Source organism: Aurantimonas sp. (assembly GCF_964217435.1).
GTDB lineage: Bacteria > Pseudomonadota > Alphaproteobacteria > Rhizobiales > Rhizobiaceae > Aurantimonas > Aurantimonas coralicida.
In genome coordinates this window covers 21,682-47,011 of sequence record NZ_CAXPJM010000055.1, presented here as the reverse complement: position 1 = coordinate 47,011, position 25,330 = coordinate 21,682, and the positions used below count along the sequence as shown (strand labels likewise).

Annotated in this window: 20 protein-coding genes and 1 pseudogene; 14 read left to right on the top strand and 7 right to left on the bottom strand. The window is 67.1% G+C overall.

The genetic code is table 11. The features are described 5' to 3' along the window. Entirely contained in the window at window positions 1-807 is an 807-nt protein-coding gene (locus ACEQX1_RS19580; protein ID WP_370193444.1) for a hydroxypyruvate isomerase family protein, read from the bottom strand. Window positions 808-1,020: 213 nt separating this feature from the next. Further along, window positions 1,021-1,443 (bottom strand): annotated as a pseudogene (locus ACEQX1_RS19575) (cell wall hydrolase); the annotation flags it as partial. A 588-nt stretch (window positions 1,444-2,031) separates the two neighbouring features. On the opposite strand from ACEQX1_RS19575, the gene ACEQX1_RS19570 reads away from it, so the two are divergent. Continuing rightward, on the top strand, window positions 2,032-3,186 hold the full coding sequence (locus ACEQX1_RS19570; RefSeq protein ID WP_370193483.1) for an alpha/beta hydrolase: 1,155 nt from the start codon (window positions 2,032-2,034) through the stop codon (window positions 3,184-3,186). A gap of 98 nt (window positions 3,187-3,284) precedes the next feature. On the opposite strand, the gene ACEQX1_RS19565 is transcribed toward ACEQX1_RS19570, so the two are convergent. Next, window positions 3,285-3,464, bottom strand: coding sequence for a hypothetical protein (locus ACEQX1_RS19565; protein WP_024350285.1), 180 nt, complete (start codon window positions 3,462-3,464; stop codon window positions 3,285-3,287). On the opposite strand from ACEQX1_RS19565, the gene ACEQX1_RS19560 reads away from it, so the two are divergent. From ACEQX1_RS19560 to ACEQX1_RS19545, 4 genes are all read left to right on the top strand, one after another. After that, window positions 3,454-4,890: an NAD(P)-dependent oxidoreductase gene (locus ACEQX1_RS19560; RefSeq protein WP_370193443.1), complete on the top strand. Its 1,437-nt coding sequence runs from the start codon at window positions 3,454-3,456 to the stop codon at window positions 4,888-4,890. The two genes, ACEQX1_RS19565 and ACEQX1_RS19560, sit on opposite strands and share 11 nt — an antisense overlap. A gap of 12 nt (window positions 4,891-4,902) precedes the next feature. Then, window positions 4,903-6,246: an NAD-dependent dihydropyrimidine dehydrogenase subunit PreA gene (gene preA, locus ACEQX1_RS19555; protein WP_228239709.1), complete on the top strand. Its 1,344-nt coding sequence runs from the start codon at window positions 4,903-4,905 to the stop codon at window positions 6,244-6,246. A gap of 81 nt (window positions 6,247-6,327) precedes the next feature. After that, window positions 6,328-7,989, top strand: a complete 1,662-nt coding sequence (locus ACEQX1_RS19550) for an FAD-binding dehydrogenase (protein WP_370197469.1) — start codon at window positions 6,328-6,330, stop codon at window positions 7,987-7,989. Window positions 7,990-8,130: 141 nt separating this feature from the next. Continuing rightward, window positions 8,131-10,575: a putative bifunctional diguanylate cyclase/phosphodiesterase gene (locus ACEQX1_RS19545; protein WP_370197467.1), complete on the top strand. Its 2,445-nt coding sequence runs from the start codon at window positions 8,131-8,133 to the stop codon at window positions 10,573-10,575. Between the two features lie 39 nt (window positions 10,576-10,614). Here the strand turns inward: ACEQX1_RS19545 and ACEQX1_RS19540 are convergent, their stop codons facing one another. Further along, the gene (locus tag ACEQX1_RS19540) at window positions 10,615-11,277 is read right to left on the bottom strand and encodes a TetR family transcriptional regulator C-terminal domain-containing protein (RefSeq protein WP_370194107.1); all 663 of its coding nucleotides are present in this window, start codon (window positions 11,275-11,277) and stop codon (window positions 10,615-10,617) included. A 177-nt stretch (window positions 11,278-11,454) separates the two neighbouring features. Here ACEQX1_RS19540 and ACEQX1_RS19535 point away from each other — a divergent pair, with 177 nt between their 5' ends. From ACEQX1_RS19535 to ACEQX1_RS19495, 9 genes are all read left to right on the top strand, one after another. Beyond that, window positions 11,455-12,783 carry an aspartate aminotransferase family protein gene (locus ACEQX1_RS19535; RefSeq protein WP_370197465.1) on the top strand — a complete coding sequence of 443 codons (1,329 nt, stop codon included), beginning with the start codon at window positions 11,455-11,457 and terminating at the stop codon, window positions 12,781-12,783. A 31-nt stretch (window positions 12,784-12,814) separates the two neighbouring features. Beyond that, window positions 12,815-14,062 (top strand): Zn-dependent hydrolase, encoded by a 1,248-nt coding sequence (locus tag ACEQX1_RS19530; RefSeq protein WP_370194109.1) that lies wholly within the window; start codon window positions 12,815-12,817, stop codon window positions 14,060-14,062. Between the two features lie 35 nt (window positions 14,063-14,097). Then, complete coding sequence (locus ACEQX1_RS19525; protein ID WP_370194110.1) at window positions 14,098-14,316, top strand: antitoxin MazE-like protein; 219 nt, start codon at window positions 14,098-14,100, stop codon at window positions 14,314-14,316. Then, window positions 14,313-14,693 carry a type II toxin-antitoxin system PemK/MazF family toxin gene (locus ACEQX1_RS19520; protein ID WP_370194111.1) on the top strand — a complete coding sequence of 127 codons (381 nt, stop codon included), beginning with the start codon at window positions 14,313-14,315 and terminating at the stop codon, window positions 14,691-14,693. The genes ACEQX1_RS19525 and ACEQX1_RS19520 overlap by 4 nt, the downstream gene beginning before the upstream one ends. After that, the gene (gene hydA / locus ACEQX1_RS19515) at window positions 14,690-16,141 is read left to right on the top strand and encodes a dihydropyrimidinase (RefSeq protein WP_228239716.1); all 1,452 of its coding nucleotides are present in this window, start codon (window positions 14,690-14,692) and stop codon (window positions 16,139-16,141) included. Before ACEQX1_RS19520 ends, hydA begins: the two co-directional genes overlap by 4 nt. Window positions 16,142-16,169: 28 nt before the next feature. Next, window positions 16,170-16,967 (top strand): ABC transporter ATP-binding protein, encoded by a 798-nt coding sequence (locus ACEQX1_RS19510; RefSeq protein ID WP_370194113.1) that lies wholly within the window; start codon window positions 16,170-16,172, stop codon window positions 16,965-16,967. A 9-nt stretch (window positions 16,968-16,976) separates the two neighbouring features. Beyond that, window positions 16,977-17,927 (top strand): ABC transporter permease, encoded by a 951-nt coding sequence (locus ACEQX1_RS19505; RefSeq protein WP_370197462.1) that lies wholly within the window; start codon window positions 16,977-16,979, stop codon window positions 17,925-17,927. Window positions 17,928-17,992: 65 nt separating this feature from the next. Further along, window positions 17,993-18,898, top strand: a complete 906-nt coding sequence (locus ACEQX1_RS19500) for an ABC transporter permease (protein ID WP_228239736.1) — start codon at window positions 17,993-17,995, stop codon at window positions 18,896-18,898. A 35-nt stretch (window positions 18,899-18,933) separates the two neighbouring features. Continuing rightward, window positions 18,934-19,929 carry an ABC transporter substrate-binding protein gene (locus tag ACEQX1_RS19495; RefSeq protein ID WP_024350298.1) on the top strand — a complete coding sequence of 332 codons (996 nt, stop codon included), beginning with the start codon at window positions 18,934-18,936 and terminating at the stop codon, window positions 19,927-19,929. A 114-nt stretch (window positions 19,930-20,043) separates the two neighbouring features. Here ACEQX1_RS19495 and ACEQX1_RS19490 read toward each other — a convergent pair whose 3' ends face one another. The 3 genes from ACEQX1_RS19490 to ACEQX1_RS19480 are packed head-to-tail and all read right to left on the bottom strand — an operon-like array spanning window position 20,044 to window position 25,315. Continuing rightward, window positions 20,044-23,250: an efflux RND transporter permease subunit gene (locus ACEQX1_RS19490; protein WP_370197460.1), complete on the bottom strand. Its 3,207-nt coding sequence runs from the start codon at window positions 23,248-23,250 to the stop codon at window positions 20,044-20,046. Next, entirely contained in the window at window positions 23,247-24,800 is a 1,554-nt protein-coding gene (locus tag ACEQX1_RS19485) for an efflux RND transporter periplasmic adaptor subunit (protein ID WP_370197458.1), read from the bottom strand. Before ACEQX1_RS19485 ends, ACEQX1_RS19490 begins: the two co-directional genes overlap by 4 nt. Beyond that, window positions 24,797-25,315 carry a GbsR/MarR family transcriptional regulator gene (locus tag ACEQX1_RS19480; protein WP_370192666.1) on the bottom strand — a complete coding sequence of 173 codons (519 nt, stop codon included), beginning with the start codon at window positions 25,313-25,315 and terminating at the stop codon, window positions 24,797-24,799. Before ACEQX1_RS19480 ends, ACEQX1_RS19485 begins: the two co-directional genes overlap by 4 nt. Window positions 25,316-25,330: the final 15 nt, after the last annotated feature.

The window sequence follows — 25,330 nt, the reverse complement described above, 5'->3', positions numbered from 1 at the left end:
TCAGCCGCGCGCGGCCGACTTGTAGGCGGTCATCCAGCCGAGGCCCGCGTCGGTTGTCGTGCGCGGGCGATATTCCGCGCCGACATGGCCGTTCCAGCCGAGGTCGGCCATGGCCGGCAGCAGGCGATCATAGGCGATCTCGCCCTCGTCCGGCTCGCCGCGCGAGGGGACGGCTGCGATCTGCAGATGGCCGATCATCGGCAGATGCTGCTCGAAACGCTTGAGGAGGTCACCCTCGATGATCTGCGCGTGATAGCAGTCAAACATGATCTTCAGATTGGGCTTGCCGACCCGGGAAACGATCTCGGCGGCCTGCGCCTGATAGGACAGGAAATAGCCCGGCGCATCGCGCTGGTTGATCGGCTCGATGAGGATCGTCATGTCGCCGGCAGCCTCGCAGGCATAGGCGAGATTGGCCTCGAACGTCGCCTGCGCGCCGTCCACGCCTTGCGACTTGCCGGCCATGACATGCACCGCGCCGGCGCCGATCGCCCTGGCATAGCCGATGGCCTGGTCGATGGCGGCACGGGCTTCCTCGACCCGGTCGGGCAGGGCGGCGAGGCCGAAATCACCCTCGCGATCGCCGCGGCTGGTGTTGAGGCCGAGCATCTTCAGGCCGGTCTCGTCGAGAGCCGCCTTCACGGCAGCCGGATCGACCGCATAGGGGAAGTGGCACTCGACCGCGTCGAAGCCGGCGTCCCTGGCGCGCCGGATGGCGTCGGGCAGGGCAAGCTCCTGCCACAGGAATCCGAGATTGGCGGAAAAGCGGATCGTCGGCACGGCTGATCTCCAGAAGGCGCTGCGCATCCCCTGTGGATACGCAAGGCCCCGCTATGGCCCATGCGCGATCCGTACGCAAAGGGGCCGTCGCGGAAAAGGCGCGCCATTGTGAGGCGAGCGAGGCGGCGATCAGTAGCGGTCGGCGCGGATCAGGTCGTCGATGCTGATCGGCTCCAGCGCGGCGCTGGTGGAGCCCGCCGACCGGGACGCGGCCATGGTCGTCATGGCGGAGGGCTGGGCGGCCGGGCGCCGCGGATCGTAAGGCTCGGGATTGCGGAACGGCGGGTCGCTCAGCCGGCGGGCATTCTTGCGTTTCTCGTAGAAGACGTTGCCGCCCGCTTCGACGAGGTAGTGCATGTTGGTGTAGGGGAAGGTCATGCCGGCGGTGTGGAAGAACATCGCCTTCTCGACATTGCGGTGGCGGGCGCCGTTCAGCACCTTGGTGGCGGTCCGGGAGGCGAGATCCTTGCCCTTTTCCATCGAGCGGGTGAGGACACCCGGCGCGAACTGGTTCTTCTGGCCGACGACACCGCAGACGGTCTTGGGGTAGCGGCCGCTCTCCAGCCGGTTCATCACCACGGTGCCGACCGCGATCATGCCCTCTTCGCTGCTGCGGTTGGATTCGAAATACATCACCCGCGTCATGCATTCATGCGCCGTCATCGGCCGCAGGCGCGGCCCGCCGGCGCAGGCGCCCAGCACCGTGACCAGGGCAAGAAGCGCCAGTGTCGCCTGGGCGCGCGTGATGGTGGGTCGAAATGCCATGCGGCAAGCCTCGGCAGGGTGTCGGGGCACGGCCAGTATCGCCGGCGCCCAAACCCGACAAATCGCCGAAATTTCTTAACCGGGCGTTCAGATGACACGGCGCCCGGCGGCCTATCGGCCGGCATCGTTAAAATTGTCTGAAATTCCGGCGGGTTTGACGGGAAGGCCGGGGCGACACCAGTCTTGCCGGCTCCGCGAGCGAAAGTGCGGCGCCATACTGGACGCCGGCCCGGACTGGAGATTCGCCTCCGGAGCGGCTATGCCGAAGGCGCGGTTCACTGGCAACGCAACGTCGGCTTTTCGATGCCGGCCGTCGGCCGCCGTGCCGCCGTGATGACCAGCGAGGCGGGTTGCCCGCCGGCCTGTCCCGTTCCGCGCCCATCGGAGGCTTCGATCCTGACCTGCAGCCTTCCTCGCCCCGGCCTGTCGCTCCTTGTCTGCCTGCTTCTCGCCGTTGCGGGCTGTGCAGGGCGGCCGCTGGGCACGATGGTGCCGATTGCCGGAACCGTCGCCGGCGCCAGCACGGTCGACATGCTGGTCGCCACAACGCGCGCGCCGTCGCCGGTCGCCGGCGTCGTTTATACGGGCAATCGCGGCAACACCCTGTCGGTGGACAACATCGTCGTCTCGGTCCCGCCCTCCGCCAATCGCAATGCCGGCGAACTGACCTATCCCACCGCCAACGCGGCCAATCCGCAGACCGAATTCGCGGTGCTGAAACTGGCGCCGATGGACGATGCGGCGGCGCAGCGCTGGTTCGACCGGGTCGCCGGCACCAAGCAGGGCGACGTCCTGATCTTCGTCCACGGCTTCAACACGACCTACGAGGAATCGGTCTTCCGCTTTGCCCAGATCGCCCATGACACGGCGGCCTCGGCGGCACCGATCCTGTTTTCCTGGCCGTCCCACGGCAGCGTCTTCGACTATCTCTACGACCGCGAAAGCGCCAATTTCTCGCGCAACGCGCTGGAAGAGATCATCGAGAAGGCCGCCGACGATCCGCGCGTGCGCAATGTCACGGTGATGGCCCATTCGATGGGAAGCTGGCTGACCATGGAGGCGCTGCGGCAGCTGTCGATCCGCCGCGGCAAGCTGCCGGCCAAGGTCCGCAACGTGATCCTCGCCTCGCCCGATCTCGACGTCGATGTCTTCTCCCACCAGCTCGACGAGATCGACACCGAGCGCACGCAGCTGACCATCTTCGCCTCAACCGACGACCGCGCCCTGCAGGTGTCGCGGCGGCTGGCCGGCGGCGTCCAGCGCCTCGGTGCCATCGACGTGTCGCAGGAACCGTATCGCAGCGGCATCGAGGCCAAGGGCGTCGACGTGATCGATCTCTCCGCGCTGCAGTCGGGCTCGGCCCTCAATCATTCGAAATTCGCCGAGAGCCCGCAGATCGTGCGGCTCATCGGCCAGCGGCTGATCGCCGGGCAGGCGATCGGCGAAGAGGGCATCTCTCTTGGCGAGACCCTGGGCGCGGCGGCCCTCGGCACGGCCCAGACCGTCGGCTCGGCGGCCGGTGCGGTGGTCACCGCCCCCGGTGCGCTCATCAGCCAGCGCGGGCGCGAAGAGTTCGGCCGGCAGGTCGGCAATATGGGCCGCAATCTCGGCGGCACGCTGCAGACGGCCACCGGCCAGTAGGGCCTGGCCACAATCCTCTTCGGCTTTCCAGGCGCAACGCTGACGCGCGGCGGGACGACGTGTCGTTCGGCGTGCGCGCATCGGATCGCGGTCATTGCCTAGGCAGTGGCGGCAATAATCGCTGTTGCCCGAGAGGCAATCGGGTCAATTTTTGACCAGACGATAAAAAATTTGACCTTTTGAAAAACTGGCATCATTCTAATCTTCCACGAGCCGTCGAAGGCCGGAAGATCGCCGTCGCCGGCTCCCTGGAAGGTTTCGAGGGGGATGCGACGCATGAACGAAACCCGACCGTTCCGGCCCGATATCGGCGCAGGGCGCCTCGCTTCCGACAAGCTGGCGGGCAATTTCTCTGACATCCATCCGCCGCTCGAGCAGCACGAGGCGCTGGTCGAGGCCGATCGTTGCTATTTCTGCTACGACGCGCCGTGCATGACGGCCTGTCCGACGTCGATCGACATCCCGCTGTTCATCCGCGAGATCCAGGCCGGCAACCCGACCGGCGCGGCCAAGACCATCCTCTCGTCGAACATACTCGGCGGTATGTGCGCCCGGGTCTGCCCGACCGAAACCCTGTGCGAAGAGGTCTGCGTCCGCGAAGTGGCCGAGGGCAAGCCGGTGAAGATCGGCCTCCTGCAGCGCTATGCGACCGACCATCTGATGGAGACGGGCGAGCATCCCTTCACCCGCGCCGAGCCGACCGGCAAGACCGTTGCCGTCGTCGGCGCCGGTCCTGCGGGCCTCTCCTGCGCCCATCGCCTCGCCCTGCACGGGCACGACGTCACGCTCTATGACGCACGGCCCAAGCCCGGCGGCCTCAACGAATATGGCATCGCCGCCTACAAGGCGACGGAACAGTTCGCCCAGCGCGAAGTGGACTTCATCCTCTCCATCGGCGGCATCGCGCTGGAGACCGGCAAGGCGCTCGGCCGCGACATCCATCTCGCCGATCTGCGCCGCGACTATGATGCGGTCTTCCTCGGGCTCGGGCTGGCCGGCGTCAACGCCCTCGGCGCCGAGGGCGAGACGAGCAGCGGTTCGGCCGACGCCGTCGCCTGGATCGCGGATCTCCGCCAGACCACCGATCTCACCAACCTGCCGATCGGCCGCCGCGTCGTCGTCATCGGCGGCGGCATGACCGCTGTCGACGCGGCTGTGCAGGCCAAGGCGCTCGGCGCGGAGGAGGTGACCATCGCCTATCGCCGGGGCCAGGACGCCATGAACGCCTCGGCCTACGAGCAGGAGATCGCCCAGACCCGCGGCGTGCAGATCCGCTGCCATCTGCAGCCGAAGCGCATTCTCGCCGAGGGCGGCCATGTCCGCGGCATCGAACTGGAGCGCACGACCATCGAGAACGGGCGGCTGACGGGCACCGGCGAGACGGTGACCATCGAGGCGGACCAGATCTTCAAGGCGATCGGCCAGAGCTTCCTGCCCGACGGTCTCGACGACGAGAGCGACGGCATCGCGCTGGAGCGCGGCCGCATCCGCGTCGATGCCGAGCGGCGCACGTCGCTGAAGGGCGTGTGGGCCGGCGGCGACTGCATCTTCGAGGGCGAGGACCTCACCGTCGTGGCGGTCGAGGACGGCAAGGTCGCGGCCGAAAGCATTCATGCGGAGCTGGCGGCGGAGAAGGGGCTCGGCGCCCGGATCGCGGGTGTCATGTCCGATGCGGTCGAAGCACTGACCCCCGGTCGGATCTAGGGAGAACGAGCCATGGCCAATCTCGCGACGAACTTTCTCGGCATCTCCTCGCCGAACCCGTTCTGGCTCGCCTCGGCGCCGCCGACCGACAAGGAATACAACGTCCAGCGCGCCTTCGAGCAGGGCTGGGGCGGGGTCGTCTGGAAGACCCTCGGCGAGGACCCGCCGGTGGTCAATGTCAACGGCCCGCGCTACGGCGCGATCTATGGTCCCGACCGGCGGCTGCTGGGGCTGAACAATATCGAGCTGATCACCGACCGGGCGCTCGATACGAACCTCGAGGAAATCGCGCGGGTCAAACGCAACTGGCCCGACCGGGCGATGATCGTGTCGCTGATGGTGCCCTGCGAGGAGGCGCCCTGGCAGAAGATCCTCGCCCTCGTCGAGGAGACCGGCGCCGACGGCGTGGAACTGAATTTCGGCTGCCCGCACGGCATGAGCGAGCGCGGCATGGGCGCGGCGGTCGGTCAGGTGCCCGAATATATCGAGATGGTCGCGCGCTGGTGCAAGCAGCACTCGAAGCTGCCGGTCATCGTCAAGCTGACCCCGAACATCACCGACATCCGCTTCCCGGCCCGGGCGGCCAGGAAGGGCGGCGCCGACGCCGTGTCGCTGATCAACACCATCTCGTCGATCGTCTCGATCGACCTCGACAATTTCGCCCCGACCCCGACCATCGACGGCAAGGGCAGCCATGGCGGCTATTGCGGCCCGGCGGTCAAGCCGATCGCGCTCAACATGGTGGCGGAGATCGCCCGCGATCCCGAGACGGCCGGAATGCCCATGTCGGGCATCGGCGGCATCACAACCTGGCGCGACGCGGCGGAGTTCATCGCGCTCGGCTGCGGCACCGTGCAGGTCTGCACAGCGGCCATGACCTACGGCTTCAAGGTGGTGAAGGAGATGAGCTCCGGCCTGTCCGACTGGATGGACGAGAAGGGCTATGCCTCGATCGAGGATTTCCGCGGCCGTGCCGCACCCAACGTCACCGACTGGCAGTATCTCAACCTGAACTACGTCACCAAGGCGCGGATCGACCAGGACAAGTGCATCTCCTGCGGGCGCTGCCACATCGCCTGCGAGGACACCTCGCATCAGGCGATCACCAGCATGGTCGACGGCATCCGCAAGTTCGAGGTGATCGACGAGGAATGCGTCGGCTGCAATCTGTGCGTCGACGTCTGCCCGGTCGAGGATTGCATCACCATGGAGCGGATCACCGGCTTCGATCCGCGCACCAAGCGGCCGATCCCCGACACCTACGGCAACTGGACGAGCCATCCGAACAATCCGATGGCGAAGGAGCGCCAGCAGCACGCCGCCGAGCCGGTGGTGCTGCCCGACGCCGCCGAGTGACGCAACACGGCGTCGCGCGGAGGCGGCGGCGGTAGGCATGTCCGGGCTGGCGGAGGGCGGCATCGGGGGGAGGGGACCGATTTGAGCGAACGCACCGATGCGGTCGTCGTGGGTGCCGGTCTGGCCGGACTGGTGGCGGCGAGCGAACTGGCCGACGCCGGACGCCGCGTCGTCATCGTCGATCAGGAGAGCGCCGATCATCTCGGCGGGCAGGCCTTCTGGTCGCTCGGGGGCCTGTTCATGGTGGACACCCCCGAGCAGCGCCGCCTCGGCATTCGCGACAGCCGCGAACTGGCGCTGCAGGACTGGCTGGGCTCGGCCGGCTTCGACCGCGAGGAGGATCACTGGCCGCGCATCGTCGCCGAGGCCTATGTGGACTTCGCTGCCGGCGAGATGCGGTCCTGGCTGCATGCGATGGGCCTGCGCTGGTTTCCGGTCGTCGGCTGGGCCGAGCGCGGCGGCAGCCTGGCCACCGGCCATGGCAATTCCGTGCCGCGCTTTCACATCACCTGGGGCACCGGTCCCGGCGTGCTTGCGCCCTTCGAGCGGCGCGTGCGCGCGCACATGGCCGCCGGGCGCATCATCCTGAATGGCCGCCACCGGGTCAGCGAATTGCGGATCGTCGAGGGCACCGCAACGGGCGTGGCGGGCGAGATCCTCGCGCCGGCCACGACGGCCCGCGGAGAAACCTCGTCGCGCGCGGTGATCGGCGATTTCGAGATCGAGGCCGGCGCGATCCTGCTGACGGCAGACGGGGTCGGCGGCAATCACGAGATGGTACGGCGCAACTGGCCGGTCGCGCGGCTCGGACCGGCGCCGCAGAAGATGATCTCGGGCGTTCCCGCCCATGTCGACGGACGCATGCTGGAGATCGCCGAGGCGGCCGGCGGCCGCGTCATCAACCGCGACCGGATGTGGCACTATACCGAGGGGGTCACCAATCACGACCCGATCTGGCCGATGCACGGCATCCGCATCCTGCCCGGCCCGTCGTCCCTGTGGTTCGATGCGCACGGCAACCGCATGGAGCCCCCGGCGCTGCCGGGCTTCGACACGCTGGCGACCCTCAAGCGGATCCTGTCGACCGGCCATTGCCATTCCTGGTTCGTGCTGACCCAGTCGATCATCAAGAAGGAATTCGCGCTGTCCGGGTCCGAACAGAACCCGGACATGACCGGCAAGGACTGGCGCGCCGTGCTGCGCAACCGGCGCGGCCGCAACGCACCGCCGCCGGTCGAGGCGTTCAAGCGGCATGGCGAGGATTTCGTCGTTGCCGACACATTGGACGAACTGGTGGACGGCATGAACGCGATTGCCGGCGAGCCCAAGCTCGACCGGGCGCATCTGGAAGCCCAGATCGTCGCGCGCGATCGCGAGATCGCCAACCCCTTCTCCAAGGACGCGCAGATCATCGCGCTGCGCGGCGCCCGCCGGTATCTCGGCGACCGGCTGATCCGGACCGCCAGGCCCCATGCGATCCTCGATCCCGCCCATGGACCGCTGATTGCTGTCCGCCTGAACGTCCTGACGCGCAAGACTCTCGGCGGTCTTCATACGGATCTGGATGGCCGGGTGCTCGCGGCGGACGATCGCCCGATCCCCGGATTGTATGCCGCCGGCGAGATCGCCGGCTTCGGCGGCGGCGGAGTTCACGGATACAATGCACTGGAAGGCGGCTTTCTTGGAGGCTGCCTGTTCTCCGGACGCCGGGCCGGCCGGTATTCAGCCAAAGCCACAGGTTGAAAAACCGGCAAAAATAATTCGCGCGACCCGTCGTCACGTAACCGTGAAGTAACCTAGCCGAAGCATTTTTCTGTCAGAACCGCTTTGTGCGCGTCGAGAATGCGGTTGCCCGAAATGGCAGCCGATTGGGAAATGAGCTGTATGTCGATCCATTTGCGTCTCATTATCGGCAGTTCGATCTTCGCGGTGCTGGCGCTCCTGTTCGCGGCCTTTTCCTATCATTCCCAGTCCGTGTCCCTCGGTTTCGCGCAGAATTTCTACGATGGCGGGATCGATCCGCTGGGGCGGCTCCAGGTCGCCAAGGGCAAGACGGTGGCGCTGGCCGAGAGCCTCGGCGCCCAGGGGACAGCCAGCGGCGACGACGCGCAGGTCCGGCTGGAGCCGGCGATGCGCACCATCTCGTCGATCAAGGCCGACGTGCAGACAGCCCTCGCCCAGTCCGGCTCCGCCGAGGTTCAGGCCATCCTGTCCGAGCTCCTGTATCCGTTGAGCCGGCTGGAAGCCTCAGGCGGCAACATGTCGGCCCGCATGGCGGCTCGCGAGATCGCCAGCACTGCGCTGGTTCTCGACCGCGCGGTCACGGCGATGAACGCCGACCTGGTGCAGACCAAGGCCGAAGCGGTCGGCGCCATCGAGAGCGCGCGGTTGCGCAATTTCGCCGGCCTGGCCGCGATCCTCATCGGCATGGCGGGCTTTGCCGTCTTCCTGTCGCGCTCCGTCGGCGCCTCGCTGCGGCGGGTGTCGGGCCTTGCCCGCAACCTGGCCAGCGGTATCGAGTGCGACATGATCGAGGCCCGCGGCCCGAGCGAGGTGCGCGACGTTCTGAATGCCCTGCGGCAGATGCAGGAGCATTGCGAGAAGCTCGAGACGATGATGCTCGACAAGGTCGACCTGATGGCCGGCCGGCTCAACACCCAGCAGGACCAGCTGACCGCGGCCCTCAACAACATGACCCAGGCGCTCTGCATGCTGGACGGCCAGAAGCGCATGATCCTGTGCAACGAGACCTTCACCGAACTCTTCGGCGACCACCCGGCCGGCACCAACGCCCGCGACTTCTTCACCGATGCGCGGCTGACCGGCCGTGTCGCCCCGAACGACACCGCGTCGCATGTCCAGGAAGTCGGCGAGGGTCAGATCATGGAAGTGAAGCGTCGCGGCATGTCCGGCGACGGCCTTCTGATCACCTTCGAGGACATCACCGAGCGCGAGGCCATCGCCCGGCGCCTGCAGCACCTCTCCGGCCACGACGCCCTGACGGAACTGCCCAATCGCGGCGTCTTCGCCGAAATCCTCGACGAGGCGCTCGGCAAGGGCCGCAAGGCGCTGACCATCGCGGTGATCGACATTCGCGGCTTCAAGACCATCAACGACACCTATGGCCATCCCGTCGGTGACGCCATCCTGCGCCAGTGCGGTGCGCGGCTGATCGAGAAGGCCGGCGCGAAGGCGACGGTCGCGCGCCTCGGCGGCAACGAATTCGCCGTCATCCTCCTCGGCGGCCGCTCCGCCGCCGATGCCGAGGACCTGGCCCGGTCGATGGTCGCCAGCTTCGATGAGCCCTTCGAGGTCGAGGGTCGCCACATCAGCGCCTCCGGCAGTGTCGGCGCCCTGTATGTTGCCGGCGGCAAGCGTCCCGTGGATCTCGACGCCGCGATCGCGCTGCAGAATTGCGACCTCGCGCTCTACCAGGCCAAGCAGTCGGCCGGCAGCAGCTACCGCATGTTCCAGCCGAGCATGCGCCAGAAGCTGCAGCAGCGCCGCGAACTGGAGATCGACCTGCAGAAGGCGATCGAAGAGGGCCAGTTCGAGCTGTTCTACCAGCCCTTCGTCGATACCGGGCGCCGCGCGATCAGCGGCTTCGAGGCCCTGCTGCGCTGGAACCACCCGGAACGCGGCCGCGTCAGCCCCTCCACCTTCATCCCGCTGGCCGAGGAAACCGGCCTGATCACGCAGATCGGCCTGTGGGCGCTGGAAACGGCCTGCGAGCAGGCGTCGAGCTGGGTCAGCGATCTCGCCATCTCGGTCAACCTCTCGGCGGTGCAGTTCAAGAGCCCGACCCTCGTCGCCGATGTGCGGCGCGTTCTGGCCAAGTCCGGGCTGCAGCCGTCGCGACTGCAGATCGAGGTCACCGAATCCCTGTTCCTCGACGAGGGCGACAAGGTGCTCTCGATCCTGACGGAATTCCGCCGGATGGGCCTGACCATCTCAATGGACGATTTCGGCACCGGCTATTCCTCGCTCGGCTATCTGAACCGCTTCCCATTCGACAAGATCAAGATTGACCAGTCCTTCGTGCGCGACATGTCGCGGCCGGAGAACATCGCCATCGTGCGTTCGGTCATCGGCCTGTCCAACGCCCTCGACATGCGGGTCATCGCCGAGGGTATCGAGACGCCGGAGCAGATGCGCATTCTCTACGCCGAGGGATGCCGCGAGATGCAGGGCTATTATTTCTCGCGGCCGCGGCCCGCTTCGGACCTGCCGAAGATGCTGGTCGAGATCGCCGACCGCTGGCCGCATGAATTCGAGGCGCTGACCCAGGAGGTGATCGACCCGCGCAGCGCTGCCGCCACCGCCGCCTGAACGTCGGACGAGCGCAGATTGTCCAACAGCGAGTGAGCGTCAGTCCCTGGGCCGGATGCCGTTGAGGACGACCGACAGCACGGCCTGCGCGGTCTGCTCGCGGAAGCCGGGCGCATCGACCTGACGGCCGACGATCGCGCGGACCTGCACGTCGAAATCGGCATAGTGCTGGGTCGTCGCCCAGATCATGAAGATCAGATGGTACGGATCGACCGGCGCGAGCTGGCGGCGATCGACCCAGTCCCGGATGACCCGTGCCTTCACGTCGACGAGCTGCTTGAGCCGGGTGGCGAGAAAGTCGCCGACCACCGGGGCGCCGGCCAGGACTTCGTTGGCGAACAGGCGCGAGGCGGCCGGATTGTCTTCCGACATGGCCAGCTTGGCGGTGATGTAGCGGCGCAGTTCCTCGATCGGGTCGCCGTCGGCGTTCATCGCTTCCAGCGGTGCCAGCCAGTCGTCCAGCGTGTGCTCCAGCACCGCCCGGTAGATGTCCTGCTTGCGGCGGAAATAATAGAGGAGATTCGGCTTCGACATCTTCGCCCGCACGGCGATCTGGTCGACGGTCGATCCCCGGAAGCCGTTGACCGAAAACACTTCGAGCGCAGCGTCCAGGATGATCTCGCGGTTGATCGCCTGGATGCGGGTCGGCTGGCGGTCGCCATGCGGCGGCTCTGCGCCGGAATGCTCGACTGTCTGGTCCACGCGTTCCGCCCTCTCCAAACCGGAGTCTGCCCGCCTATTTTGCACTGCGATATTCTGCGCAGTTCTTCAGCAGGACGCTTGACCGGTTCCTGACGACCTTCTAGCCTCGCTTTTGACCATTTAGTCAAGATTTCGGACGATCCGGGCTTCGGAACCGTCCCATTGAGGCGGTAGCCGATGAACGAGAACGCACCGATCGCGCCCAACAATCTCGAAGCCTTCTGGATGCCGTTCACCGCGAACCGGCAGTTCAAGCAGACGCCGCGCATGTTCGTTGCGGCCAAGGACATGCACTACACCACGTCCGACGGGCGCCAGGTACTGGATGGCACCGCCGGCCTGTGGTGCGTCAATGCCGGCCATTGCCGGCCACGGATCGTCGAGGCGATCCAGAAGCAGGCGGCCGAGCTCGACTATGCGCCGGCCTTCCAGATGGGGCATCCGAAGGCCTTCGAACTGGCCTCGCGCCTTGCCGCGATCGCGCCGTCCGGCCTCGACCACGTGTTCTTCACCAATTCCGGCTCCGAGTCGGTCGAGACCGCGCTGAAGATCGCGCTTGCCTATCACCGGGCCAAGGGCGACGGCGCCCGTTTCCGCCTGATCGGGCGCGAGCGCGGCTATCACGGCGTCAATTTCGGCGGCATCTCGGTCGGTGGCATCGTCGGCAACCGCAAGATGTTCGGTACGCTCCTGACCGGCGTCGACCACATGCGCCACACCCACGATCCGGTCCGCAACGGCTATTCCAGCGGCGAGACGGAGCATGGCGCCGAACTGGCCGACGACCTCCTGCGCATCGCCACCCTGCACGATCCCTCGACCATCGCCGCGGTGATCGTCGAGCCGGTGGCCGGTTCGACCGGCGTCCTGCCGCCGCCCAAGGGCTATCTGAAGCGGCTGCGCGAGATCTGCGACCAGCACGGCATCCTGCTCATCTTCGACGAGGTGATCACCGGCTACGGGCGCATGGGCACGGCCTTCGCTGCCGATTATTTCGGCGTGACCCCGGACATCATGGTCACCGCCAAGGGGCTGACCAACGGCGTCATCCCGATGGGCGCGGTCTATGTGAAGGACGAGATCTACGACGCCTTCATGGGCGGTGCCGAGCATCTGATCGAATTCGCCCACGGCTATACCTATTCCGGCAACCCGATCGCCGCGGCGGCGGGTCTCGCAACGCTGGAGACCTACAAGGAAGACGGGCTGTTCGAACGGGCGAAGGCGCTGGAGACGGTCTGGGCCGAGGCGATCCATTCGCTGAAGGGCGAGCCCCATGTGATCGACATCCGCACCATCGGCCTGATCGGCGCCATCGAGCTGGAGCCGATCGCCGGGGAGCCGACCAAGCGGGCCTTCTCGGCCTTCCTGGAAGCCTACGAAAAGGGGCTGCTGATCCGCACCACCGGCGATATCATCGCCCTGTCGCCGCCGCTGATGATCTCCGAGGACCAGATCGCCGAGATCGTCGAGACGCTGCGCGGCATTCTGAAGACCCTCGCCTGACGGCACCGCAACAGATCGAAAGAGTGACCCCATGAGCCCAGCCACCAATCTCCAGATCGACGGCGATCGCCTCTGGGATTCGCTGATGGAGATGGCGAAGATCGGCCCGGGCGTCGCCGGAGGCAACAACCGCCAGACCCTGACCGACGAGGACGCCGAGGGGCGGTCGCTGTTCAAGTCATGGTGCGAGGCCGCCGGCCTGACCATGGGGCTCGACACGATGGGCAACATGTTCGCTCGCCGCGAAGGCACCGATCCCGATGCGCTGCCGGTTTATGTCGGCAGCCATCTCGATACCCAGCCGACCGGCGGCAAGTATGACGGTGTGCTCGGCGTCCTGGCCGGGCTCGAACTGGTGCGCACGCTCAACGACCTCAACATCCGCACTCGGCATCCGATCGTCGTCACCAACTGGACGAACGAGGAGGGCACCCGCTTCGCCCCGGCCATGCTGGCCTCGGGTGTCTTCGCCGGCGTTCTGGAAGAGAGCTGGGCCAAGGGCCGCAAGGACGCTGCCGGCAAGAGCTTCGGCGCCGAACTCGAACGCATCGGCTGGCAGGGCGACGAGCCGGTGGGCAGCCGCAAGATGAAGGCGTTCTTCGAACTGCATATCGAGCAGGGGCCGATCCTGGAGGACGAGGGGATCGACATCGGCGTCGTCACCCACGGCCAGGGGCTCTACTGGCTCGAGGTCACCCTGACCGGCAAGGAGAGCCACACCGGTTCGACCCCGATGTACAAGCGGCGCAATGCCGGCCTCGGCATGGCGCGGGTCATCGAGCTCGTCCATGAGGTGGCGATGGATTACCAGCCGAACGCCGTCGGCACGATCGGCCAGATCGACGTCCATCCGAACTCCCGCAACATCATTCCCGGCCGTTGCGTCTTCACCGTCGACATTCGCTCGCCCTCCAAGGAGACCCTCGACACGATGCGCGAGCGCATCGAGGACGGCATCGACCTGATCGCCGACGCGCTCGACATCGACGTGTCCGTCGACGAGGTCGGCCATTTCGATCCGGTGACCTTCGACGAGACCTGCGTGACGGCCATCCGCGACGCCGCCGAGGCGCTCGGCTATTCCCACCGTAACATCGTCTCGGGGGCCGGCCACGACGCCTGCTGGATCAACCGCGTCGCGCCGACCGCCATGGTCATGTGCCCCTGCGTCGACGGCCTGTCCCACAACGAGGCGGAAGAGATTTCCAAGGAATGGGCGACGTCCGGCGCCAACGTCCTGATGCGCGCAGTCGTGGAGACCGCGGGGATCGTGGAGTAGGCTGGACCGGGATCGCGCTACGCCAGGAGGTCGTCATGGGCAGGCCGAAGGAACTGACCGAAGCGGAACGGGCCGATCTTCTGGCTCGCGGATATCGCCCCGTGGAAGTCTGGGTGCCGAACTGGAACGATCCGGCCTTTCAGGCGCAGTTGGACAAGGACTGCCGGGCGATCAATGCGGCGGATCGCCGGTCGGGAGAGATCGATCGCCTGTCGGACGAGGTCGCCGATCTGTGGGACGATCTTCCTCAATGAGAAGAGGGGATGTCGTGCTCGTCTCGGGGAAGGGAGACTACGGCAAGGCTAGGCCGGCCCTTGTCGTGCAGGCCGACCATTTCGCCGAACATCTGGGCAGCGTCACGGTCGTTCCCTTCACCACCGATCTTGGCAAGGACATCTCCATCCGCATTCCCGTCGAGCCGGCGCCATCGAACGGATTGCGGGAGCGGTCGCAGCTGATGGTCGACAAGCTCCAGACCTATCCGCGCGAAAAGGTCTATACGCCGATCGGCAGTGTCGACCCGGACCGCATGCCTGAGGTCGACCGGGCCCTGATGATCTTCCTGCAACTGGCCGGCGTCGTCGGCGCTGCGCCATCCATTCTTCCATCGTCCAGCCAGGAGTCACCATGACCATCGTCATCAAGGGCGGCACGATCGTTACCGCCGATCTCACCTACAAGGCCGACATCCTGATCGACGGCGACACCATCGCGGCGATCGGACCGGACCTGTCGGGCGACGAGGTGATCGACGCCTCAGGCACCTACGTCATGCCCGGCGGCATCGATCCGCACACCCATATGGAAATGCCCTTCATGGGCACCCATTCGGCCGACGATTTCGATTCCGGCTCGGCCGCGGCGCTGGCCGGCGGCACCACCATGACCGTCGATTTCTGCCTGCCGGCCCCCGACCAGGGCCCGCTGGACGCGCTGCAGACCTGGTTCCAGAAGGCCGGCCCGGCCCGCACCGACTATTCCTTCCACATGGGCGTGACCTGGTGGGGCCAGAAATATTTCGACGAGATGCCCAAGGTGGTCGAGGCCGGCATCAACACCTTCAAGCACTTCATGGCCTACAAGGGCGCGCTGATGGTGAATGACGACGAGATGTTCGCGTCCTTCACCCGCTGTGCCGAGCTTGGCGCCATGCCGCTGGTCCATGCCGAGAACGGCGACGTCGTCGCCTTCCTGCAGCAGAAACTGCTGGCCGAAGGCAACAATGGGCCGGAGGGCCACGCCTATTCGCGCCCGCCCGAGGTCGAGGGCGAGGCGGTCAACCGCGCCATCATGATCGCCGATCAGGCCGGCGTGCCACTTTACGTGGTCCACACCTCCTGCGAACAGGCCCACGAAGCGATCCGCCGGGCCCGCCAGAAGGGCATGCGGGTCTATGGCGAGCCGCTGATCCAGCATCTGGTGCTGGACGAGAGCGAATATTTTCATCCCGACTGGCAGCACGCCGCCCGCCGGGTGATGTCGCCGCCCTTCCGCGACAAGAAGAACCAGGATTCGCTCTGGGCGGGCCTCGCCGCCGGCTCGCTGCAGGTCGTCGCGACCGACCATTGCGCCTTCACCGACGAGCAGAAGCGCATGGGGCTCGGCGATTTCACCAAGATCCCCAACGGCACCGGCGGCCTCGAAGACCGGCTGGCGGTCCTGTGGACCAAGGGCGTCGGCACCGGCCGGCTGACGATGAACGAATTCGTCGCCGTCACCTCCACCAACATCGCCAAGATCCTCAACATCTATCCGAAGAAGGGCGCGATCCTCGTCGGGGCCGACGCCGATCTGGTGATCTTCGACCCGGCCGCCACCAAGACCATTTCGGCCAAGACCCAGAAATCGGTGATCGAATACAACGTCTTCGAGGGCATCGAACTGACCGGCCTGCCGGTGATGACGTTCTCGCGCGGCCGCCTCGCCTACAAGGAGGGCGACGTGCGGGCCGAAAAGGGCAATGGCCGCTTCGTCGAACGTCCCGCGAGCGCGCCCGCGGCCAAGGCGCTGTCGACCTGGAAGGAACTCACCGCGCCGCGCAGGATCGAGCGCACCGGCATTCCGGCGAGCGGGGTCTGACAGTTTGAGCCAGACCACGTCCCGATCGGTGGAACAGTCTACCGCGGCGCCAGCGCCGGTCATCGAAGCCCGCAATCTCGACCTTGTCTTCGAGACCGCCGACACGCCGGTTCATGCGTTGAAGGGCATCGACCTCACCGTGAACAGCGGCGAGTTCGTCTCCTTCATCGGGCCGTCCGGCTGCGGCAAGACCACGCTGCTCAGGGTCATCGCTGATCTGGAGCAGCCGACCGGCGGATCGATCTCGGTCAACGGCATGACGCCCGACCAGGCGCGCCAGGCGCGGGCCTATGGCTACGTCTTCCAGGCCGCGGCGCTCTATCCCTGGCGCACCATCGAGAAGAACGTCGCACTGCCGCTGGAAATCATGGGCTTCGACCGGGCCGAGCGAAAACGCCGGATCGACGCCAATCTCGAACTGGTCGGCCTTGCCGGCTTCGGCCGCAAATATCCCTGGCAATTGTCCGGCGGCATGCAGCAGCGGGCCTCGATCGCCCGCGCCCTGTGCTTCGACCCGGACCTCCTCCTGATGGACGAACCCTTTGGCGCGCTCGACGAGATCGTCCGCGACCATCTCAACGAGGAACTGCTGAAGCTTTGGGCCAAGACCCGGAAGACCGTCGTCTTCGTGACCCATTCGATCCCCGAGGCAGTGTTCCTGTCGACACGGATCGTGGTGATGAGCCCGCGGCCGGGTCGCATTCACGAGATCATCGACTGCGATCTCGGCCCGGACCGTCCCCTCGACATCCGCGACACACCGGAATTCCTCGCCATCGCCCACCGGGTGCGCGAGGGGCTGCGGGCGGGGCACGGCTATGACTGAGCGGTGCCGATGACGCCGCCGTCGACACCTATCGCCGAGCCGGGCGCCGCCATCGGCTATGCCGGTCCGCTGCGGCGGCTCGGCCGGCGCATGCGCGACGGGCGGACCGTGCCGGTTCTGACCGTCGTCCTGGCAATCCTCGCCATCTGGTATTTTGCCGCGATCGGCATGAACTGGGCGACCGAGACGGTGAAGCTGGAGCGCGCCGGCGAGGCCTATGGCGCCCTCGACACGGTCGCCGCCACCTGGTCCGCCGAGCGGCCGGTGCTGCCGGCGCCGCACCAGATCGTCGTGGAAATCTGGAACTCCACGGTCGGGGTGAAACCGTCCTCGCCGCGTTCGCTGCTCTACCACGCCTGGGTGACGCTCTCCTCGACGCTGCTCGGCTTTCTCATCGGCACCGCCCTGGGCGTGCTCTTGGCCGTCGGCATCCTCAATTCGCGCACGCTCGACAAGAGCCTGATGCCCTGGATCATTGCCTCGCAGACCATCCCGATCCTCGCCATCGCACCGATGGTGATCGTCGTCCTCAATTCCGTCGGCGTGACCGGCCTTCTGCCCAAGGCGATCATCTCCACCTATTTGTCCTTCTTCCCGGTCGCGGTCGGCATGGTGAAGGGGCTGCGCTCGCCCGACGCGATGTTGATCGACCTGATGCACACCTATTCGGCGACCCGCCGTCAGACCCTGGTCAAGCTGCGTTGGCCGGCCTCCATGCCGTTCCTGTTCACCTCCATGAAGGTGGCCGTGGCGGCAGCTCTCGTCGGCGCCATCGTCGGCGAACTGCCGACCGGCGCGGTCGCCGGTCTCGGCGCGCGGCTTCTGGCCGGCTCCTATTATGGCCAGACCATCCAGATATGGTCGGCGCTCGTCGCCGCCGCGATCATGGCGGGCGTCCTCGTCTGGCTGATCGGGCTCGGCGAAAAGGCGTCGCTCAAGCGCATGGGGGCCCGGCCATGAGCGCCGCGCGGAACGGCGCCGGCCCCGGTCCCGGCGCGATCGCCCTGACTAGCGGCCTTGCGGCGATGGCGGCAATTGCCGCTCTGGCGCTGCTCGGCGTGAACCAGCGTGGCCCGCTTCTGATCCTGGCGATCCTCGCCTTCTGGGCCGCCTCCTGGCGGCTGACCGTCAGTCTCGCCGCGATCGAACCGCGGGGGCGGGCAGGGCACGTCGCGCTCCAAGTGCTCATTCCGGTCGTCTTCGGCGTCTCGCTGCTGTTCCTCTGGGAGTTCGTGGTGCGGGCGCTACAGGTGCCGATCGTGCTGCTGCCTGCCCCGTCCGACATCGGTGTCAGGATCGCCAACTCGCTGCCGATCCTGTGGGTCGACTTCGTCCAGACCTTCCTGAAAGCGGTGGTGGCGGGCTACGTCATCGGCTGTGCCAGCGGCTTCGCCGTGGCCGTGCTGGTGGATCGCTCGTCCTTCCTCAAGCGCGGGCTCCTGCCGGTCGGCAATCTCGTCTCGGCGCTGCCCATCGTCGGCGTCGCGCCGATCATGGTGATGTGGTTCGGCTTCGACTGGCCGTCCAAGGCCGCCGTGGTCGTGGTGATGACCTTCTTCCCCATGCTGGTGAACACCGTCGCCGGCCTCTCGGCGGCCGGCGCGATGGAGCGCGACCTGATGCGCACCTACGCCGCGGGCCCCTGGCAGAGCCTTCTGAAGCTGCGGCTGCCGGCGGCCATGCCCTTCATCTTCAACGCGCTGAAGATCAACTCGACCCTCGCCCTGATCGGTGCAATCGTGGCGGAGTTCTTCGGCACGCCGATCGTCGGCATGGGCTTTCGCATCTCGGCCGAGATCGGCCGGATGAACACCGACATGGTCTGGGCCGAGATCGCGGTCGCCGCGCTCGCCGGTTCGCTGACCTATGGCATTCTGTCCGTCATCGAGCGGATCACGACTTTCTGGCATCCGTCCTACCGCAAGGGCTAGGCGGCGACGCAACGCAGCAGCAAAGGAGAATGCGCATGAGGAAGCTACTGGCAGGCGCCACGGTGGCGTTGGCAGGTCTTGGTCTGGCAATGCCTGCAATGGCGCAGGATGCGCTGACGCTGCAGCTCAAATGGGTCACCCAGGCGCAGTTCGCCGGCTATTACGTCGCCAAGGAGAAGGGCTTCTACGAGGAGGCCGATCTCGACGTCACCATCAAGCCGGGCGGACCCGACATCGCCCCGGTCCAGGTGCTGGCCGGCGGCGGCGCCGACATCGTCGTCGACTGGATGCCGTCGGCGCTGGCCGCCCGCGAAAAGGGCGTCGCGCTGGTCAACATCGCCCAGCCCTTCGAGCGCTCGGGCATGATGCTGACCTGTCGCAAGGAGACCGGCATCGAGAAGCCTGCCGACTTCAAGGGCAAGACCCTCGGCGTCTGGTTCTCGGGCAACGAATATCCGTTCCTGTCCTGGATGTCGCAACTCGGCCTGTCGACCGAAGGCGGCGACGAGGGCGTCACCGTCATCAAGCAGGGCTTCAATGTCGACCCGCTGATCCAGAAGCAGGCCGACTGCATCTCCACCATGACTTACAACGAATACGGCCAGGTTCTGGACGCCGGCATCCCGGCCGAGGAACTGGTGGTGTTCAACTACACCGACCAGGGCGTCGCGACGCTCGAGGACGGCCTCTATGTCCTCGAGGAGGATCTGCAGAAGCCGGAGATGGTGGATGCCTATGCCCGCTTCGTGAAGGCGTCGATGAAGGGCTGGTCCTATGCGGCCGAAAACCCGGAAGAGGCGGCCGAGATCGTTCTCGACAACGACATGACCGGTGCCCAGACGATGGCGCACCAGACCTTCATGATGGGCGAGATCGCCAAGCTCCTCGGTGACGACGGCGCGCTCGACACGGCGGCGGCCGACAACACCGTCGGCGTCCTGATGTCGGGCGGCTCCGACCCGGTGATCACCAAGGAGCCCGAGGGCGCCTGGACCAGCGTCGTCACCGACAAGGCTGCCGAGATGGACTGACCGCCTGCCGGTCAGTACGGACAAGCGAAAGGCCGGGGGCATGTCCCCGGCCTTTCTGCATGCTGGGAGCCGCGTGGATCGACCGCGCGCGGCGTCGTCACCGGTGAAGCGGCGTCAGGCGGGGGCGGGCGCGGCGCTTGCCGGCGCCGGCGCGTGCTTGGCCAGCGGATCGCCAATGAGCGGGCTTGGCACGTCCTCGCCGCGCTTGCGCCTGAACCAGGCGACCAGGCATTCGCCCAGCATCAGCATGGCCGGGGTCAGCACCAGCGTCAGCACCGTGGCAAAGGTCAGCCCGCCGGCGATGGCGCTCGACAGTTCCGTCCACCACTGGGTCGAGGGCGCGCCGAACGCCATGGTGCGGTGGATGAAGTCGATATTGACGCCGATCACCATCGGCATCAGCCCCAGAACGGTGGTGATCGAGGTCAGAAACACCGGCCGCAGACGCTGGGCGCCGGTGCGCAACAGCGCTTCCAGCGGCGGCTGGCCCGAGCGCCGCAGGTCGTTGTAGGTGTCGATCAGGACGATGTTGTTGTTGACCACGATGCCGGCCAGCGCGATCACGCCGATGCCGCCCATCACCACGCCGAAGGGCCGTCCGGTGAGGAGCAGTCCGTAGAATACCCCGGCCGTCGAGAACACGATGGCGCTCATCACCAGGATGGCCTGGTAGATCGAGTTGAACTGGGTCACCAGCACCAGGAACATCAGGAAGATCGCCGCGCCGAAGGCGCCGGCGAGGAAGCTCATCGCTTCCGCCTGGTCCTCCGCCTCGCCGCCGAAGCGGAAATCGACACCGGGCGGCAGGCTGGCCTGCTCCAGCGCCTGCCGCAGGGCGACGATCTGGTCGTTGACCAGCAGACCCTCGGCGACGTCCGCCTCCACCGCCATGACCCGGCGCTGGTCGATGCGGATGATCGTGCCGACCTTGGGCGCCGGCTTGAAGGAGACGAAGTTGCGGATCGGCACGAGCCCCTGCGCGGTGGGGATCCGCAGATCCTGCAGCCGCTCCAGCGTCCGGTCGCCGGCTGGGAAGCGCACACGGATCGGCACCTCGCCGTCGCCGCCGGCATCCTCGGGCCGATAGTTGGAGACCTCGATCCCGGCGGTCAGCAGCCGGACGGCCTGGCCGAGCAGCGAGACGTCGGCGCCGTAGCGCGCGGCCTCCTCGCGGTTGACCTGCAGCTGCCATTCGACGCCGGGCAGGGGGCGTGTGTCGGTGACGTTGGTGAAGCCGCCGATCTCCTCCATCAGCCCACGCGCCGTGGCGATGCCGTCGGCGAGCGTCTCCAGCGACGGACCGAGCAGCTTGAGATTGACCGGCTTGCCGCTGGCCGGGCCGTTCTGCTCCTGCTGCACCTGGACGGTGATGCCGGGAATATCGGCGACCCGGGCGCGGATGTCGTCGAAGATCGCGGTCGCCTTGCGCCGCTCGTCCCACTCGTCGAGCTCGAGCTGGACGGTGCCGATGACGTCGGCGCCGACCTGGCGGGCGCCGCCCTCGCTGAGCGTGCGGGCATAGACGGTCTGCACCTCCTCCATGCCGAGCAGCCGGTTCTCGACCCGGCGCACCAGCGCGTCGCGTTCGAAGATCGAGAAATTGTCGCGGGCGCGGATCTGCACCTGGGCGAATTCCGGCTCGATCGACGGGAAGAACTCGACGCCCTTGCCGTGCTGCGAATAGCCGTAGAAGGCGCCGACGAGCAGGACGGTGGCGATGACGAGCGTGGCGAAGGGCGCCTTCACGGCGCTGCGCAGGACGCGCAGATAGGTGCCGGTCCAGCCGCCGATCTGCGACATGTCGCCGGTCTCGGCGGCCTCGATGGCCGCGCGCTGGCGCGCCGGCATCGGCTGGGCCTTGCCGATCATACCGCCGAGGACGGGGATGAAGACCAGCGCCATGAACAAAGACGCGGCGAGGGTGATCATCACCGTGATCGGCAGGAATTTCATGAATTCGCCGACGATCCCGCTCCAGAACAGAAGCGGCAGGAACACGGCCAGCGTCGTCACCGTCGAGGCGATGATCGGCCAGGCCATGCGCTTGGCTGCTTGGCGATAGGCGTCGCGCGGGGAGGCGCCCTCCAGAAGCCGCCGGTCGGCAAGCTCGGTGGTGACGATGGCCCCGTCGACCAGCATGCCGACCACGAGGATCAGCGAGAACAGGACGATGATGTTCATCGTGTAGCCGGCGAGCCAGAGGATCGCGATGCCGGCGAGGAAGGAGCCCGGGATCGACAGGCCGACCAGCACAGAAGTGCGGAAGCCGAGCGCCGCGACGATGACGATCATCACCAGGACGATGGCCGAGATGACGTTGTTCTCCAGGTCCCCGAGCATGGTCTTTACCTGCTCGGACTCGTCCTGCAGGTAGCGCACGCTCACCGTCTCGGGCCAGGCTTCCTTCTGGCGCGCGACCACTTCGCGCACGGCGTCCACCGTCTCGATGATGTTGGCGCCGGAGCGCTTCTTCACTTCCAAGGCCAGCGACGGCTCGCCGTCGATGCGGGCAAAGCCCTCCGGGTCCTCGAAGGTGCGCCGCGCGATGGCGACGTCCTTGAAGGTCAGCACCGTCGAGCCGTCGACCTTGATCGGCAGGTCGAGCACGTCCTGCGCGTCCTCGATCAGGCCGGGCACCTTGAGGACGATGCGTCCGGCCCCGGTGTCGAGCGCGCCGGCGGCGATCAGCCGGTTGTTGCGGCTGATCTGGCTGACCAGCTCGTCGAAGGAGAGATTGTAGGTCTCGAAGACCGTGGGGTCGATCAGGACCTCCATCAGCTCTTCGCGCTCGCCGCCGATGTCGATCTCCAGAACGCCCGACAGGGCTTCCAGATCGTCCTTGAGGTCGCCGGCGATGTTGACCAGCGACCGCTCGGGGATCGGCCCCGACAGGACGACGGTCAGGATCGGGAACAGCGAGGTGTTCACCTCGGTGACCACCGGCTCGTCGACCTCGGCCGGCATGTTCGGCTTGGCGCGGTCGACGGCGTCCTTGACGTCGGTCAGTGCCTCGTCGGCGTCGAAGCCCGCCTCGAACTTCAGCTGCACCGAGGCGAAGCCCTCGGAGGCGTGCGCTTCCATCTCGTCGAGGCCTGAGAGCGACGACAGCTCGGTCTCCAGCGGCCGCACCAGCAGGCGCTCGCTGTCCTCCGGCGAGATGCCTTCCAGCACCGCGCTGACATACATCACCGGGATCGGGATGTCGGGCGAGGATTCCTTCGGGATCGCCTGATAGCCGGCGACACCGGCGATCAGCACCAGGATGAGGAACAGAAGGACCGTGCGCGACCGGTCGAAGGCGGCGTCGATGAGGGCTCTCATCGGGCCGTCTCCGCGGCGTCGTCGAGAAGCAGCGCGCCCGCCAGCGCCGGCGTCACCTCGCCGGTCACCTCCATGCCGTTGTCGCGCTGATAGGCGCGGATGGCCGCACGGGTCGATGCGCCGAGAACGCCGTCGACGGTGCCGGGCGAATAGCCGAGCGTCTGCAGTCGCTGCTGCAGCGCCCGCACCGGCAAGGCCTCCAGCGACGTTTCGATCTCGGCGGCAGTCTGCGGGGCGATCGACGCGGTCTCCGTGCTCTCTTCGGTGGTCGCGGCCTCCGGCATGTCGGCGTCGGCATCGCCCTGCGCCACGATCCTGCCGTTGCCCTGTTCCTGTTCGCTCACCGTCTCGCCAACGATGTCGGGGGCCGGTTCGGGAAGCTCCACCTGCGGATCCGCCGCCGTCTCCGGCTCGCCAGGCTTACCCGGTTCGGGCGCTACGACGCGCACGGTCTCGCCGGCCGCGACAAAACCCTGGCCAACCGAGATGATGCGCAGCTCTTCGGGCAGTCCGCTCACCCAGATGCCGTCGGTCTCGGCGCGCACCAGTTCGATCGGGTGGAAGCTGACGACGTCGTCTTCGCCGACCGCCTTGACGCCGAGCGTGCCGTCCGGACCGAGGGCCAGGAGGGCCGCGGAGATGAAATGCGCCGGCGTCTCGCCGGTGGGGATGCGGACCTGCGCCGAAATGCCGGCCGGGATGTCGCGGTCGGGATTTTCGACCACAACCTCCACCGGGAAGGTCCGGGTGGCGGTATCGGCATTGGCCGCGATGTAGCGCACCGTGCCCTCGCGCGCCTCGCCGGTGATGAAGGTGACGGCGGCCGGCTGGCCGACCCGGACCTTGCCGACATTCTGCTGGGCGATCTGCACGTCCACGGTCAGGGGGTCGATGTCGATCTGCTGGCCGATCTCGGCGCTGGCGGCGACAAACTCGCCGAGATCGAGGTCGAAGGCGTCGAGCACGCCGGTGATCGGCGCGCGGATCTCGGTATCGCCGGTGGTCTGCCGGATCGCTGCCAGTGCCGCCTTGGCGCTGGCGAGTTCGGCCTGCGCGGCCTCTACTTCGGCGGCGGTCGAATAGCCCCGATCGGCCAGGCCCGAGACCCGGTCGTACTCGCCCTGGCGGCGCGACAGCTCGGCCTCGGCCTGGGCGACCTGGGCGCTGCGATCGTCGAGCGCGATCCGGGCGATCAGTGTGCCTTCCTCGAGGAAATCGCCCTTGGCGACGAGCACCTCTTCCACCGTGCCGCCGACCTTGGCACGCACCGGGGTGATGCGGTCGGGCGAGACCTGCCCCTCGGCGGCGACGAACTGGGTCACCGCCTTGGCGGTCGAGGCGAAGGCCTCGACGGTGAAGGGCTGCTGCTGGCGCGCCTGCGGCGCCGTGGCGGTGTCCTCGGCGGGGTAGAGATAGCCCGAGCCCATCCACGCCACGAGGGCGAGAACGAAGAGGGTCGCCAGCCAGCCGGCATAGGACCTCGGTTCCCTGGCGGGGGGCGCGGTGTCGGCGGCCGGTGTCTGCGTCCGGTTTTCGTCGGTGCTGGTCATCGGTCGTCCGGGGTTTGCGCGGGCACAGGCTGATCGGCGAGGCGCGCGGCGATGTCGGCAAAGGCGGAGACCGACGTTTCGAAGAACTGGCGTGCCTCGTCGAGCCGGGCGCGCTCGATGGCGGCATCGCCGGGCAGGGCATCGGCGGTCTCGGCAAGGGTGGCGAGCATGTCCTGCATCCGCGCGATGATGCCGCGCATCATGTTCGCATAAGGGCGCTCGGCGAGGCGGAAGAAGTCCTGGCGCTCGCCCGGCACGGCCATCCGCTCGATCAGCCCCTTGCTCTCGAGGAGCCGGGCATTGGTCGAGATCGAACCGCGGCTGACGCCGAGCGTCTCGGCCAGCGCGCCGAAGCTCACCGGTTCGGGCGCAAGGATAAGATAGCCGAACAGACGGCCCGCGATCCGCGGCAGGCCTTCCACTTCGAGATGATGGCCCATGCGGTCGACGAAATGCGCGCGCACGGCGCTGCCGTCGTCGGCCGGGACGGACTGGGGATCGAGGACGATGTTCATCCGGCGCAGATACGT

Coding starts and splice junctions, on each gene's coding strand:
- ACEQX1_RS19580 (WP_370193444.1), bottom strand. CDS start 807: ATGCGCAGCGCCTTCTGGAGATCAGCCGTGCCGACGATCCGCTTTTCC.
- ACEQX1_RS19570 (WP_370193483.1), top strand. CDS start 2,032: ATGGTGCCGATTGCCGGAACCGTCGCCGGCGCCAGCACGGTCGACATG.
- ACEQX1_RS19560 (WP_370193443.1), top strand. CDS start 3,454: ATGCGACGCATGAACGAAACCCGACCGTTCCGGCCCGATATCGGCGCA.
- ACEQX1_RS19565 (WP_024350285.1), bottom strand. CDS start 3,464: ATGCGTCGCATCCCCCTCGAAACCTTCCAGGGAGCCGGCGACGGCGAT.
- preA (WP_228239709.1), top strand. CDS start 4,903: ATGGCCAATCTCGCGACGAACTTTCTCGGCATCTCCTCGCCGAACCCG.
- ACEQX1_RS19545 (WP_370197467.1), top strand. CDS start 8,131: ATGTCGATCCATTTGCGTCTCATTATCGGCAGTTCGATCTTCGCGGTG.
- ACEQX1_RS19535 (WP_370197465.1), top strand. CDS start 11,455: ATGAACGAGAACGCACCGATCGCGCCCAACAATCTCGAAGCCTTCTGG.
- ACEQX1_RS19530 (WP_370194109.1), top strand. CDS start 12,815: ATGAGCCCAGCCACCAATCTCCAGATCGACGGCGATCGCCTCTGGGAT.
- ACEQX1_RS19525 (WP_370194110.1), top strand. CDS start 14,098: ATGGGCAGGCCGAAGGAACTGACCGAAGCGGAACGGGCCGATCTTCTG.
- ACEQX1_RS19520 (WP_370194111.1), top strand. CDS start 14,313: ATGAGAAGAGGGGATGTCGTGCTCGTCTCGGGGAAGGGAGACTACGGC.
- hydA (WP_228239716.1), top strand. CDS start 14,690: ATGACCATCGTCATCAAGGGCGGCACGATCGTTACCGCCGATCTCACC.
- ACEQX1_RS19505 (WP_370197462.1), top strand. CDS start 16,977: ATGACGCCGCCGTCGACACCTATCGCCGAGCCGGGCGCCGCCATCGGC.
- ACEQX1_RS19500 (WP_228239736.1), top strand. CDS start 17,993: ATGGCGGCAATTGCCGCTCTGGCGCTGCTCGGCGTGAACCAGCGTGGC.
- ACEQX1_RS19495 (WP_024350298.1), top strand. CDS start 18,934: ATGAGGAAGCTACTGGCAGGCGCCACGGTGGCGTTGGCAGGTCTTGGT.
- ACEQX1_RS19490 (WP_370197460.1), bottom strand. CDS start 23,250: ATGAGAGCCCTCATCGACGCCGCCTTCGACCGGTCGCGCACGGTCCTT.
- ACEQX1_RS19485 (WP_370197458.1), bottom strand. CDS start 24,800: ATGACCAGCACCGACGAAAACCGGACGCAGACACCGGCCGCCGACACC.
- ACEQX1_RS19480 (WP_370192666.1), bottom strand. CDS start 25,315: ATGAACATCGTCCTCGATCCCCAGTCCGTCCCGGCCGACGACGGCAGC.